Here is a 14,986-nt window from a genome sequence, read left to right as displayed (position 1 = left end):
TATGAAGAAGTTACTTTTTTTCAATAGTGTTGTTCTTATTACATTTTTAGGATGTAGTAAGGATTTTATTGTGGAGGATATTAGTAAGAAATCGCTCGTAATAAATGCGCCGGCAAACAACACTGCTACAACTTTAAACCAAATAACATTTTGGTGGGACGAACTAGATGGAGCGGAGAAATACAATCTGCAAATTGTTAAGCCTGATTTTACAAATACTATCCAATTAATGCTTGACACAAATATTACAGTTAACAAGTTTAATTATACATTTAAACCCGGAAGTTACCAGTGGCGTGTTAAGGCCACTAATGCAGGACATTCTACCACCTTTCAGGTGTTTAGTATTAAAATAGATACAACCTCTGATCTTTCGGAACAATCGGTTGGGCTTTTAAGTCCTGCTAATGGCGCTGTGACCGGGAATACGTTAGTTACGTTTAATTGGAGTCCAATAAGTGTTGCCAAAAAATATAGATTGCAAATAAATTCAGGCTTGGTTTTAGATACTACTTTTACCGCTAAAACATCATTAACATTTACTGTTCCAGCAATAAAAAACAGCAATACTCCTTTTACATGGAATGTGAAGGCAATAAATGATGCTAGTGAGTCACAGTTTAACCCAGCTTCTAACACCTTTACAGTTGATCTCAAAGGTCCTTCCGTTCCGGTTTTAAGCGCACCGAACGACGGTACAATTGTTACTGTTTCAGACACTCTAAAGTGGAATCACGGATCAGATGCCAAATATGATACAGTTTATGTGGCAGATGATAGTTTGTTTTTAAGTGTCACCGCTCTTTGGATCGACCTTAATCGAATAGCCATTTCCGAATTTGGACGTCCCGTTGGAGCGACCTACTGGTGGCGCGTTCGTTCCTTCGATACTTATGGAAATCCTTCTTCTTACAGTTTAACGCGAAAATTTAAAATTCAACAGTAGATGCTCAAAAATAAAAAAACACTTTACATTTTAATTCCTGTAAACATTCTTGTTTGGGGTTTTTTTGTGTACAGGTTCTATACAGCCTTTACTGATAGTGATGTTTCAATACCTATAGTGCAATCAAAAGAAATAAAAGTACTAGGTCTAAAAGATAGCATTGCCTATAAATTAAGTATGGATTATAAAGATCCTTTTCTAAAAGAATCGAAAAGAGAATACGTGCACAATTATTCAAATTCAGGAAACCAACCAAAAAAGCCAGCTCCGGTCAAAACACCATCAATAGCACCAGCACCAAAAGTTTTACCAGATGTGAAATACCTAGGCTTAATAAAAAATAACACAAGCGGTATGGCCACAGCATTAGTTTCAGTAAACGGTCAATCCAAACTAATAAAACAAAATGAATCTATAGATGGCATTATTTTTAAAACATTCAATCAGGATAGTTTAGTTGCAAAGTGGGGTAGGGAGAGAATTGTTGTGAGGAAGTAGTCATTTGTTTTTCTAAATCAGTTTGATCAAATATTAGAACAAGAATTACTAGTTTATACTGGATACAAATCTTTATTTCTCGCCTCCTTATAAAACTTTCTTAAGCCTGCTAAATCCTTCAAAGGATAATCAATTCCAAGATTAGAATAGTAAAACTGCCCATCTTTTATTACAATATCGAAATTATCCCGTGTCATTACTTCAATTTTAATACTCGTCTTAAGTTCATTTTCAGAAAAACCGTACTCGAGTAAAATGTCCTTGCTTAATAATTTCATATCCATTGTGTCCATGCTAAAATAACGAATAGTTGTTTAAATAGTTACTTAAATTTTGTAATTTTATTTCTTTAGAATTCAACTGGCTGCGAAATTCATCCAGTCTATAAATTAAATTGGAATAATTATCGCAAGAGATCTTCGCGATTCTTTATTAGAAAAAACTTTAATCTCTTTACTAGAATAATCTACTTTACATGAATTTACCCGAAGCAAAACAAAAATACAACGGTAAAATGCTTAGGCATAAGACAAAACCATTCGTTTTATTTGCTGTAAGCTTTTATTCCTTCGAAGGCGAAATCAAGGTGGCCTTCCAACACCCCTATTACCATTATATTCCAAAAGGGCAACCCTTAAATACAACTGTCAGCGATCTTGAAGACAATTGGGATATTCTGGAGAAAGCAAAGAAGCCATAATTAAAGCACAAAGTCTTTTAATGCAATTCATTACTTGCTTCTAAAAATTTCGAAAAGCATTTGAAAGAAACTCTCTGTTAGCAGGCGTTAGTTAGTGTTGTCCGTCAATTTCGTATGTTTGCACCAGGAGCACCAAGTCCGCTTTCGTGAAAATGATTTCCACTTACGTCGTCTTTTATAGGAACTTCGTGCGAGCCGGGAATTTTTTTATGAATTGTCTTAACGATTAAGTACCAAATAAAGGGAACTGTCCATAGAAAAATTAAATTGTAGCGTCGCTGTTGAAGAGTAAGTCTGGTGCTCTTTAAAAGAACTCGAGTCCCGACGATTGCTAATATAATATGCGTCAAGAAAATTATTAAAAATGAAATTTGTTGTCCTGTCGTCATTACTAATGCTTGCTAACGGATTCGGGCTTGGCGCCGGCGAAAATAACGATTTCGCAGATGCTAAAAGTGTTCCGATGTCCAGCGTGAAGTTAAGGTATTTTGAGCATTTGCAAAACAATAAAAAGTCCCGAAGGGGCCGCTGAAAAATTTGCAAATGCATGCACGAATGTCCGCTGGCGCCATTAGCCCGTGTTAGCTACTAGTGCGCCCACACAAAGTATTTGAGCGTTTCCGCTAGTCTGAAATACCATCGTCCTAAAATTAAACGTTTTAAGGTTGCAGTTGAAATAGGTTTATATAATGCCAATTAATATAGCCATATTTTATGCTGGCTAACCAAATACCAAGAGTCAAATTTGTTAAAAGAAGAAAAGTCAGGATGATTTTTTTAAACGTACTATAAAGATGATAATTTCTAATGAAAATTATTATTGCTAAGAATGTCACCAAAAAAGCGAATAGATTTATATAATGACTGTAAACAGGTCCAAGTATAATTGCCGAAAAGAATGAAAAAAGCATTGTGCCAATTGAACCTGTCAATAACGGCGAGCAATAATTGTATTCTTTCAGTTCTTCAATCATTTATTTCAATTTGCTATTGTCTTCGTCCAGTTGCAATACTTCTGTTCTTGTTAGGCCGAAATGTTTGAACGTCCGCTGGGCGCATTGTAGCTAACGTATTGCGAATTTGCGCCGTTTTTTGCTTGTCCAAGTTATGAATTTGAGCGCTAACACGCAAAAAATGACGCGAATTTGCTGTTAGCAGTAGTTGTTAATTTTTTGACTTCCATTTTTTAGCGTCGTCATTTACATATTTGAAAAATTTTACAATTATGAATGTCGCGTTTGACAATATATGTCCGCCGAGAGTTAGCAATAATAAAAACCACCAAACGAGTCCGCCGCCGCCCTCTGACCAGTAAGCAAGTCCATAGAGAAGAAATGAAGAATAAACTAAATGAACGGAAAAATTAATAAAAAATATCTTTAACCTTTGACTACTATTTATTGTCAAGAATATTAATGTCAGCCAAAATAAAACAAAAGCAAGAACTAATAGTTGATTGTCTGTCATTGTTGTTTTAGTTTTCCGGTGTCTGTTTAGTTAAAGTTTTAATACTCAACATTACAAATAAGTACGAAAGCAAAATTACAATTGTCCCGAACGTCAAGAATACGATTGTAAAACCAAGTCCTTCGGACATGTCACCGGGAACGTCACGATACTCCGGTGCGATAAACCAATACCATTGAATGAAAAGAAAAGTCTTTACGATAATGAGCCCCGCAATTGATACAGCAGCTAATTTAAGATAAGTCCAGCCGAAACGTCCTGTAATTACAGTTGTTTTATAAATAAGTCCGGCAATGATTGTCGCTAATATTAATGGTAGAAATTCAAGGAAAAGTCCGACCGAATGATATTTATAAGCGTCTACAAATGTCCGCAGAACATACTCGGTGATAAAGAATAATATGAAAATTGAAAAAAGTCTCATGTCTGTCTACAATTACTGCTAACTACCTTATACCCGCTATAAACATTCGCTTATACAACACCCATGGCCGAGATTAGCGAATGTTTGTAGCTTTTTTGGTTTAACAAATATACAACTCTTTGCCACCGTTTCCATTTACCTAAAACTCCAACTCCTCATACACAAATTCCTTAGTTGCCTCCGGCGCATTCCCCACACCATTCTTTCCAATCAATTGCGGTACCGTATAAGCACTCATTTCTTCTGCAGCATAAGGTTTAGCCAAACTCATTATATGTTCTTTATCTGCATCGCTTTTCAAATCAATCAACCACTCGTCTTGTTTTTCTTTAGCTAGAATTAACGGCATGCGTGGTGTATCTGAGGCTGCGGGTAAATTATGAATCTTTGCCATTAAATCATTCGCCTCAGTTGTTACAATGGCAAATGACTGTATCACCTCTCCTGTATTTTTATCCGTCCATTCTGTCCACAGACCAGCCATTGCCATTGGCTCTCCATCTTTCATAGCAATTCTAAAGGGATACTTCTTTTTGGCAACGGTATGGTATTCGTAAAAAGCATCCACATATACCAAACAGCGTTTACTTTTTGCTGAGCTTTTAAAAGACGGTAAATCAAACATGGTTTCTACCCGCGCATTTAGTGTTTTTTTGCGTAATACATTTGCGGTCGAAAAATCTTTTGCCCAAGCCGGTATTAAACCCCAGGTAAACAGCTGAGGTTTCATAGGTTCTTCATTGGTAAAGACAAGTATCTTAGGGTGTGAAAATCCACTTGTAAAATAAATGGGTTTTTTCTTTAACTCCAATTCATCCAATTGCCTTTGCAGTTGTTCTGCATGGTGTATGTCGCCTCGGTGAATAGCATAGCGCAATTCTTCCATCAGCGCAGCTTGTAAATTGTAACACATAAATTAAAATTACGAGTTATTTGTTTTTTTTTCAAAGTCCCAACATTTTAAATCGCGGTAGTCCAATTTCTTGTTCACTTGGGTAAGGTGCTCTATGTGTCAAACTTACATCTTCATTTAGCTGCCCTTGTACCTTTTGTCGTAAATCTTTGTCGTCTGCAAATCTTGGATCCGGCACAAAGGGCAGTTTTGCCATGCGCACAACCGTTACTGTCGGAAATCCATATTCTACTTGCACCTTGCCTAATAATAAATAGCAGCCTCCTCCTTGAAATGGAAATGCACTTAATGAATCTGCAAAGTGTGCGGTATCAAAAAAAGTGCCTTCTACATCTATCCATGTTCCAAAATTCATATCGCCGCGTTTGGTTGGTACTTGTTTCCTACTAATCAAATAACCCATCATGCGAATTGTTTTTCCGTGCTGATTAGCTAAGTCTTTTGCCATCACATCACCGCGTTGTTTTGTTATTAATAAATCAAAGGGTGAAAGGCTTACCGGAAATCCTACCGTTTCTATTTCATCAAACACATCTTCATATACTGATCGAATAAATTTGGGGAGTTTTAATTCTTTCGTTGGTTCTTGAAATAAGAGTCCTGAACTTTGTTCTGGTTTATGTGCCATCAACAAACGTGAACTCAAAATCAACTCATTTTTATTTTTTCCTATAAATCGAAAGGCGCCTGCAAAAATTAAAGTTTGTATTCCTTCTAATCCTATGGGCACACGCCCAATAAATTCTTCCAGACTGCTATAATTACCATTCTGCCTTTCCCTAACTATCGTTTCTAATACCTCAGCTTGCAAGCCGTCTATCAAATGGAAGCCCAAATAAATATCATTTCCATACAAAGTGGTTTCTACATTGCTTCGGTTAACACAGGGTGCGTGTACCTTCGCACCCGACATGCGTGCTTCATGAATATATACTTCCGGTCGATAAAAGCCGCCGCCATTATTTATAACAGCAACCATAAACTCAATGGGATAATTTACTTTTAAATAAAGTGCTTGATAACTTTCCACGGCATAACTGGCACTGTGTGCTTTACAAAAGGAATAGCCTGCAAAACTTTCTATTTGTCTATATACTTCTTCTGAGAGTTTGCGTGCATGTCCCTGTTTGTCACAGCTTAGAAAAAAATCTTCCTTCACAGTTTGAAGTTCTTTCAATGATCGTTTTTTTCCGCTAATCGACCGTCGTAAGATATCTGCTTTCTCTGGTGAAATGCCACCAAAGTGGATGGCAATTTTTATCACGTCTTCTTGATAAACCATCACACCATAAGTGTCGCCGAGTTCTTTTTCAAATACTGGGTGGAAGTACTCAAACTTATCTGGGTTTTTATGCCTGAATATATATTCGGTCATCATCCCTGATTGTGCAACTCCGGGACGTATAATCGAAGAGGCTGCTACAAGGGTGATATAATTTTCGCATTGCAAACGTCTTAACAAGCCTCGCATAGCTGGACTCTCAATATAAAAACAACCAATTGTTTTACCGGTCTTCAACCATTCATTGGCAGTTGCTTCGTTTTTAGAAAGTGTCGTATCTCTAATATCTACTACAACGCCTCTGTTTTGTTTCACAAGTTTTACAGTTTCGTTAATACTCGATATGCCTCTCTGCGAAAGAATATCAAATTTTTCAAATCCAATATCTTCGGCTATGTGCATATCAAATTGTACAATAGGAAATCCCTTTGGTGGCATTTCTAAAGCGGTGTAATTCGTAATAGGCTCTTCCGAAATTAATACACCACACGAATGCATGCTCCTTTGGTTGGGGTGTTTTTCTAACATGCCACCATATTTATGAATAGCTGCTACTATTTTATTTTGCTCATGATCTTTCGGCCTGCCTTTTATCAAAACATCCATCTCTTCTTTTGGCAATCCAAACACTTTTCCGAGTTCGCGTATTTTCGAACGAAATTTAAATTCTGCTATCGTGCCACAAAAGGCCACATGCCTACTGTCAAAGCGTTTAAAAATATAATCTAAAATCGTATCGCGGTCACGGTGACTCCAATCAATATCAAAATCGGGTGGACTCGTTCTACTGGCATTTAAGAAACGTTCAAAATAGAGGTTCAATTCTATGGGACAAATAGCAGTAATCCCTAAACAATAACTCACAATCGAATTTGCTCCCGAACCTCTCCCCACATGCATAAAACCGCAGCTATTCGAATACCTCACAATGTCCCAGGTAATTAAAAAATAACCTGCAAAACCCAGTTTATCAATCACGTCTAATTCTTTATTCACACGGAAAAGAGCTTCTTTATTATGTTTGCCATAACGTCTCACCATACCTTCATAAGCCAAACTAGTGAGTAGCTCTTTATCACTATAACGGTTTTGGGTATAGTGCTTTTTGTTTTTAGGGGCTTTAAAGTCAAAATCAAAATTGCAATCTTCAATAAGCCGTTCTGTATTTTTAATAATTTGTGGATACTCTTTATAAAGTAAAAGGACTTGATCGTAGGGCAACATCACTTCGTTTTTTCTACAGAGTTCTTTTGCCTCGAGCCTTGATAAAATAACATTGCCCTCTATCGCTCTCAGTATGCGATGCAAATTGTATTCATCTCTTCCTCTAAAGGTAACAGGTTGCAAAACAACCATTTTACCAAGGTGTTTCTTCAGCTCGGGTTTATACAATTTAAACAACTCTTCTGGTCGAATGCCTATGTATTCGTATTCTTTTAGTTCTGTCGGGGCAGTTTCAAGGGGATAAATAACGTAGGTGTTATTAAACTCAATGCGACGTGGTAGTTTTGTATTTTCGAAATTATGTTTGGTAAGCAAGAGACACATCTCTCCAATCGCTGCTTTATTCTTTGCCAAACCAATAAATAATAATTCTGAACCGTTTCTAAATTCAATTCCAACGAGTGGTTTAATAGTATGTGCTCTGCATTCTAAAACAAAATCATAAATCCCTGTTACACAATTAATATCCGTGAGTGCAAGTGATTTGGCTTGATTCGCAACGCCTAGCTGCACCAAATCTTCTACTGAAATAGTGCCGTAACGCAAACTAAAATAACTATGGCAGTTTAAATACATTAGCTTTTATCTCCCTGTAGGTCAAGTCCTGCGCAACGCATCACTGCTTTAAAACCAAAACGCCGTTTCATTTTATCTATTGCATTGTACAAATTCACACTTTCTGTGGTGTCTTCAAATAAGTTAATTTGATATTCTCCTCTTACAAGTCCTGTAAAACCAATACCTACCAGTCGAATCCGAATCCTTCTGTCATAGAGTTTATCAAAAAGTTCATACACCCGTTTAATTAAAATATGATCTGCAGATGTATAAGCCACCTTGGTTTGTTTGGTATGGGTATCAAAATTGCTGTACTTAATTCTTACTACCACGGTTGAGGTTAACCACTTTTCTTCCCGCAATTGAAAAGCAAGTTTTTCAACCATGGCCACCAAAAGTGTTTTTATTTTTTCAATATCAATGGTGTCCTGCTCAAAGGTTTGTTCGGTCGAAATTCCTTTTCTTTCTACATAGGGTTCTACGGCACTTTCATCTATGCCATTCGCTTTATGCCAAATATCAATACCGGGTTTACCATACATAGTATGAAATATCTCAATGGGTGTTTCTGCCAATGTTTCAATGTTCCGAATCCCTATACGCGAAAGCTCCACATATTTTTTCTCGCCAAGCCCTGGTATTTTTTTTATGGAAAGTGGATTTAAAAAGGGCCGAACAAACTTTGGTTCTATACTTATTTTTCCTTTGGGTTTACCTTCACCGGTGGCAATTTTTGAAACTGTTTTATTAAGCGACAAGCCAAAACTAATAGGCAGATTTGTTTCTTTAAAAACCCTTTGTGCTAATTCACTTGCAAAGGCGTAACAACCAAAGTATTTTTCCAAACCGGTGAAGTCCAAATAAAATTCATCCACACTGGCTTTTTCCATTACTGGAGCTTTCTCTTGAATAATCTCAGTAACTATGTGCGAATACTTGCTATAGAGCTCCATATCTCCACGTATCACTTTAGCTTGAGGACAAAGTCGCAAAGCCATAAACATGGGCATGGCCGATCTCACGCCAAATTTTCTGGCCTCATACGAGCATGAAGCCACAACGCCTCTGCCTCCATTGCCACCAATTATTAAAGGAATTCCTTCTAGCGAACTGTTTACCGCTCGCTCACACGATACAAAAAAAGTATCCAAATCCAAATGCACAATAGTTCTTTCCATAGCTCAACAACAAATCTCTTTACAAAACTAGCTATAAAATATAGTATTAAATTGCTATAATATGTAGCTAATAGTTAACTAGGCTATTATACAGGCACTTAAATAATATATCAAACTGCTTTTGTACAAAAAAGAGAGTGGTCAACCTAAACTTTTATTATCTTGTATCATGCAAGTCGGGGGCACGTTAAAGGAAAGTCTTATGCGAATCAGAGAAGCCATTACTTTTCTGGACTACGACCTCAATCATCTCAGTGATGATGACTTACACCGGCTTATTAAGAAACATGCGAAAGTTTTTGAGATGGTAAACAACAAGGAAGTGGAACTAATAGTGCTGAAACAATTAGCGGAGATTTTAACCGAGGAAAATTAACAACTATTTGTATTTTGAAACTCAAGAAAATATACACTCTTCTTTTTGTGCTTTACTGTTTATCCTACACAAAGGCGCAATCTTATGAATATGAACTTTTAAGCCTTAGAGCTGATTCGGTCTTAACAATGGGAGATTACGAAGCCTCACTTAAAATGTTTCAAGCGGCTATCAAAATAAGCCCGAAGGAGTCCAGGGGTTACCTCGGTGTCGCTAAATCTTACTATAACCTGAAAGACTATACAAAATGTTTAGAGTCATGCGATAAGGCACTCAAGAGTAAGCCGATCCTAGTCAACAGATACGTACTTTATTATTATAAAGGTAATTGCTACTATTATTTAGAAGACTGGAACAGTGCGGTTAAGTTTTATACCTTGTACATAAATGGTTTTTCCACCAGCTATGATCTTTATTCTTATAGAGGATTTTCTTTTTTCAAACTTGGTAAATACAATGAGGCCATTGAAGATTTTCAGTATTTTTTAAAAAATCCTCAAATAACAAACAATGAAAGCGCTGATGCTTACTCCTTTGTTGGACATTCCTACTATATGCTAAATGACAAAATAAACGCTTTAAAATTTGGCAACCTAGCGTTTTATTATGATTCCACAAATACAAATGGGCTAATATTACTTGGTGATATTCTTTACGGTGAAAAAAAATTCCCGGAAGCATTACTTTACTTTCAGAAAACCCTTCAATACGACTCTACAAACACCTACTTTATAATCAAAACCACCTCAACTTTATTTGAAATGAAACAAATTCAAAAGGCAATTGATGGGCTTAAAAGATTACTTCTACAAAAACCAAATACAGTACTGGCGCTTAACAACATAGCATACTTTTTATTCATAGACAAAAAATACAAAGAAGCACTGCCTTACGCGAATAAAAACATCGAATTAAATGACAATAACAGTAACGCATACGGCACAAGAGGTTGTGTCCATTACGGTTTACTAGAGTATGAAAAAGCTATAGCGGATTTTACACAAAGCATTCAACTCAACAAAAATAATCCACACTCTTATTATTATAGATCACTTTGCCACCTAAAACTAATCAACATAAAGGCGGCCTGTAGTGATCTAAAAAAAATGCAGGAGTATTCCGATTTTGAAATTCCTGAAGGTGAAGCCTCTATTCAAGAATTGTTAAGAATCAATTGCAAAGAATAATCATCATTCACCACTCCTGCAGTTTAGGCAAACCTATGGTTTACCTAACCCTATTAACACCAAAGTGCCTATGTGGTTAAAAAATTATCAAAAAACTTTCACCTATCTGCCCAAATGGACAGGTGTTTTTGTAGTGTAATAATATTATATTTACGCACCCGACAACAAATACTTTTACCCATTTGTAAACCTTTGTTATCGCGTCAAGCCAGTAATTATAACGCATTCGCTCTCAGACAACAAAAAATTTAGCTCAGACAAGTAAGGTAGCAGCTAGGTTGACAAGCACTTGGAACTCAGACTCCTTTCCGACTGGACTCGTAGTTCTAGAATACTTCAGGTTTTTGGTTTTTTTGCCGGCGCACAGATATGACCTGAAAGCAGCACAATTGTTGACCGCCGTGTGGAAAGAGTATGCCAGCAAAAGAGATTCCTGTTTTAATAAAATTTGATCAAATTAAGTTTAAGATATAATTTAACGCCATGAAACATTCATTAAGTTTAAAAGTATGGTTCCGATCTCTTTGCCCAATTATTTTCACTTTGTTTAATATCTGCTGTCAGCAGAAAGAAAATAAACAAAATAATAGTTTGTTAGAAAAAAAGAAGGATTCCATTTCCGCCGATTTTCGTATTGCACTTCCTTCAAAAATAATTAATGTACCACCAAATATATTAACACAACATACAGTCGCTTCTCGTGGCAAATACCTCGATACAAATACAAGGGAACTTAAATTAAAAATGGTATTAAGTGGGTTTACAACTACCTTGTGCGTTCCTGGTACCGGTAAGTTTAAACGACCCGTGGTCGTTTTCCAAACTCCTGATACTATTCTTGCAGCTGCACCTGAAAGGATAGAAGCAAAAGACCCATTATATGCTGAATACAATCCTTATAATTTCTGCGCCTTTAAAAGTGACCAAGGATTAGTGAACAATATGGTAAGCGGATTTTTTGAGGACAGTCGGGGAAACTTTTGGATATCGACTTTTGAAGGATTGAGCCGCTATGATGGCACATATTTTTATAATTATGGCAAAAAACAGGGATTATTAAGTAAAACAATTTATGAAATTGAAGAAGATAAGAACGGGGACCTGTGGTTTGCCGGCCAGTCAGGTATTAGCCGCTTTGATGGAACTTATTTTTACAATTACGATACAATTCCTGGTTTTGATTTTGATCAAATATACAGCGTGAAGCGCGACAAAAGCGGTGATCTTTGGTTTGGCGCCGTAAACACCAGCATGAGTCATAAAAACGGATTGTGCAGATTTGATGGTAAAAAATTCTTCTTGTATGCTACAGAGCAAGGGATGCCGGGGAACTCAATTGAAGATTTATATGTAGACAAAAAAGGAATGCTCTGGATTACCTACTACAACGGAAGCTTAAGTTCCTATGATGGAACAGGATTTACGGTGTACCCGAGATTCACGCCTGAATACACTATACAAAATGTAGTAGTTAACAGCGCTATAAAAAATCTCATAACCGACAGAAATGGGAAAACCTGGATGGCAACTGCCGACGGAATTTACATGATGATCTCTGATACCATTTACATGGTCCCTGCCGAAAAAGAGCAAACTGAATGCGTTGCGCTCAGCGAAAACGGAGATATATGGTTTGGAAACCGATGGGGTTGTATAAGAATCTCTGGAAAAAAGGTCAACCATATCACAACACATAACGGATTGATGAAAGGACAGTATGTAAACACCTTATATAAAGACCTACGTGGGAATCTATGGATTGGCACTGGCGGTGATGGTGCTGTACTATACCGCGGGAATAACTTTACCTATTTAACTTCCGCAGATGGATTAATAAGAGATAGAATTCTGAGTGTTTACAACGACAGCCCGGGTTCATACTGGTTCGGTGCATACGCGGGCGGAATATCTCGCTTAAAGGAAGGTCGAATTGAAACAATCTTTACAAGCGAATTTCCCATACTGAATTCCGTTTGGAACATAACAGGAACAAAGGATAGTACCATAGTATTTTTAGGTCTCGACGGCTTAATGGAATATGATGGCTCGAGGTTCAAATTATTTAATGGCAAAAAAAAGTTTGACCCTCATGATGTGATGAACCTTTATTTTCCCGTAAATAAATACTATGAAAATAGAAAGTATGGTCGAATGGCTTTAGGCCTCTGGTCTGGAATTGGTATTATACAGGGTGACAGCATTATTCAATACGACGACAACGACGGTTTATTCGGAAGGTGGTTAAATGCTATAGCTTTTGATGCATTTGGCGGAGACTGGTTTTCAGTAAAGGATTTCAACATTCATAAAGTGGGGCTATTCAAGGTTATTGGTTCGCGGGTAATAAAATATGATAAAAACGATGGATTTACCAATGGATCAATTAGTACAATGATAAAAGCAAACAATGGAGACCTATGGATCGGAACCGACAACGATGGCCTATTCCGCTATGATGGGAAAAGTTTTATTCAATATACAAGTCATGACGGTCTTTCCGATAACTCCATTCAAAGCTTGTTGCAGGATAGAACAGGTAACATATGGATTGGGACAAAAAAGGGACTAAATAAAATCGCAACTTCTTTTTTGCCAAAAGAAAAAATTCATTTTACAAAGTACCAGACCCCTGAGGGGTTTTTAGGTAAAGCCTGTGTAGAAGGCTCACTATATGAAGATATGAATGGCGATATATGGATTGGCACTGATGACAGACTTGCAATTTATCATCCTTCCACAGCAATAAAAGATGACATCCCTCCCGTTATGCAGCTCTTATCAATCAAAATAAATGAGAATAACTTTAGCTGGAAAGACTTTGTATATAGTAAGGATGCTGAGTATAATGCCTTACGAAACACTTTTTCTGATATCCACTTTGATAGCCTCACACATTGGTCGGATTATCCTGTTAATCTGAGTCTACCTCACAATAAAAACACTATTACTTTTAGTTATGCCGGGGCAACTACCAAATATCCGCGGTTTGTAACCTATGAAACTAAACTCGAAGGGTTTAGTTCGGTATGGTCACTACCTAGCTCTAAAACTGAAACCACTTTCGGAAATCTACCTGCAGGAAAATATATTTTCCGTGTCAGGTCTATAAGTAATTTGGGTTTGTACAGTAATGAGGTCCACTACAAATTTGAAATTAAACCACCATTTTGGAGTACCTGGTGGTTCAGATTAGGGTTGCTTTTATTGACCGTTATGGTTTTACGATTATATGTTAAGCAACGAGAAAAAAAGCTCAAACAGAAAAATCATGAACTAGAAGAATTGGTGTATAAAAGAACCTCTCAAATCAGAGAACAAAAAACAATAATTGAAGAAAAACACAAAGAGATTTCCGATAGCATTAATTATGCTGAGAGGATACAAAGAAGCTTCCTCGCTAGCAAAGATTTATTAGATCAATACTTGCATAATTACTTTCTACTATTCAAGCCAAAAGAAGCGGTTAGTGGAGATTTTTACTGGGCTTCCGCTCTGCACAACGGAAATTTTGCCATAGTTACTGCCGATAGCACAGGTCACGGGGTACCAGGTGCCATTATGAGTATACTAAATACTACCTGTCTTGAAAATGCAATAAAAGAGAAACTTACTGAACCTAAAGAAATATTTAATTATACACGTACGCATATTATTGAGCGACTTAAAAAGGATGGAAGTAGCGAAGGAGGAATGGACGGAATGGATGCCAGTATTCTTGTTTTAACTCCAGATAAGCGAAAAATCTGTTTTACAGGTGCGCATAATCCTGTCTGGATTATTAGAGAAGGCCAATTATTGGAGTTGGAACCTGATAAGATGCCGGTGGGTCGCCATGATAAGGACAAAAACAGCTTTACTCAACTGGAATTTGCTTTAAATGCAGGAGATATGATATATACATTAACCGATGGGTATGCTGACCAGTTTGGCGGACCAAAAGGGAAAAAGTTCATGTATAAACGATTGAAGGATCTTCTCTTGAATATTGCTTCCTTTGATTTAAAGGACCAGGAACATACATTGCGACAGGAATTAGCAAGTTGGATGAGCAATGCCGAACAGGTTGATGATATTACAATTATCGGCATAAAAATATAACAATCCGCACAGCAACCTAAACTCCCCAACTCCTATTCAAAACCTCCGCCAACACAGCGCAAAAAAATCCTTCCTACCTGTCTATTTGTACAGACATATTTGTATTCTAATAATACTATCTTTACGTACCCGCCA

Annotated in this window: 10 protein-coding genes; 6 read left to right on the top strand and 4 right to left on the bottom strand. The window is 36.9% G+C overall.

Annotation, left to right across the window (positions count from 1 at the left end; all coding sequences use genetic code 11):
• The first annotated feature begins 1 nt into the window (after position 1).
• Both P2086_RS16065 and P2086_RS16060 read left to right on the top strand, forming a co-directional pair.
• Positions 2-946, top strand: a complete 945-nt coding sequence (locus P2086_RS16065) for a hypothetical protein (RefSeq protein WP_317897773.1) — start codon at positions 2-4, stop codon at positions 944-946.
• Positions 947-1,444, top strand: coding sequence for a hypothetical protein (locus P2086_RS16060; RefSeq protein WP_317897772.1), 498 nt, complete (start codon positions 947-949; stop codon positions 1,442-1,444).
• A gap of 53 nt (positions 1,445-1,497) precedes the next feature.
• Here the strand turns inward: P2086_RS16060 and P2086_RS16055 are convergent, their stop codons facing one another.
• Positions 1,498-1,737: a hypothetical protein gene (locus P2086_RS16055; protein ID WP_317897771.1), complete on the bottom strand. Its 240-nt coding sequence runs from the start codon at positions 1,735-1,737 to the stop codon at positions 1,498-1,500.
• Positions 1,738-1,919: 182 nt separating this feature from the next.
• Here P2086_RS16055 and P2086_RS16050 point away from each other — a divergent pair, with 182 nt between their 5' ends.
• Positions 1,920-2,144, top strand: coding sequence for a hypothetical protein (locus P2086_RS16050; protein ID WP_317897770.1), 225 nt, complete (start codon positions 1,920-1,922; stop codon positions 2,142-2,144).
• A gap of 2,030 nt (positions 2,145-4,174) precedes the next feature.
• Here P2086_RS16050 and P2086_RS16045 read toward each other — a convergent pair.
• The 3 genes from P2086_RS16045 to dinB are packed head-to-tail and all read right to left on the bottom strand — an operon-like array spanning position 4,175 to position 9,190.
• Positions 4,175-4,948: an SOS response-associated peptidase gene (locus tag P2086_RS16045; RefSeq protein ID WP_317897769.1), complete on the bottom strand. Its 774-nt coding sequence runs from the start codon at positions 4,946-4,948 to the stop codon at positions 4,175-4,177.
• A gap of 31 nt (positions 4,949-4,979) precedes the next feature.
• On the bottom strand, positions 4,980-8,030 hold the full coding sequence (locus P2086_RS16040; RefSeq protein WP_317897768.1) for a DNA polymerase III subunit alpha: 3,051 nt from the start codon (positions 8,028-8,030) through the stop codon (positions 4,980-4,982).
• A complete protein-coding gene (gene dinB / locus P2086_RS16035; protein ID WP_317897767.1) occupies positions 8,030-9,190 on the bottom strand; it encodes a DNA polymerase IV in 1,161 nt (386 codons plus the stop codon). Before dinB ends, P2086_RS16040 begins: the two co-directional genes overlap by 1 nt.
• Before the next feature lie 202 nt (positions 9,191-9,392).
• On the opposite strand from dinB, the gene P2086_RS16030 reads away from it, so the two are divergent.
• The 3 genes from P2086_RS16030 (at position 9,393) to P2086_RS16020 (ending at position 14,851) form a co-directional block, all read left to right on the top strand.
• Positions 9,393-9,566, top strand: a complete 174-nt coding sequence (locus tag P2086_RS16030) for a hypothetical protein (RefSeq protein ID WP_317897766.1) — start codon at positions 9,393-9,395, stop codon at positions 9,564-9,566.
• Between the two features lie 128 nt (positions 9,567-9,694).
• Complete coding sequence (locus tag P2086_RS16025) at positions 9,695-10,753, top strand: tetratricopeptide repeat protein (protein ID WP_396127428.1); 1,059 nt, start codon at positions 9,695-9,697, stop codon at positions 10,751-10,753.
• 483 nt (positions 10,754-11,236) lie between these two features.
• Positions 11,237-14,851 carry a two-component regulator propeller domain-containing protein gene (locus P2086_RS16020; RefSeq protein WP_317897765.1) on the top strand — a complete coding sequence of 1,205 codons (3,615 nt, stop codon included), beginning with the start codon at positions 11,237-11,239 and terminating at the stop codon, positions 14,849-14,851.
• The last annotated feature ends 135 nt before the right edge of the window (positions 14,852-14,986 follow it).

Origin of the sequence: Aurantibacillus circumpalustris, assembly GCF_029625215.1 — a bacterium.
Taxonomy (GTDB): Bacteria; Bacteroidota; Bacteroidia; order B-17B0; family Aurantibacillaceae; genus Aurantibacillus; species Aurantibacillus circumpalustris.
The sequence above is the reverse complement of the archived record's forward strand: the minus strand, read 5'-3'. Positions and strand labels throughout refer to the sequence as shown.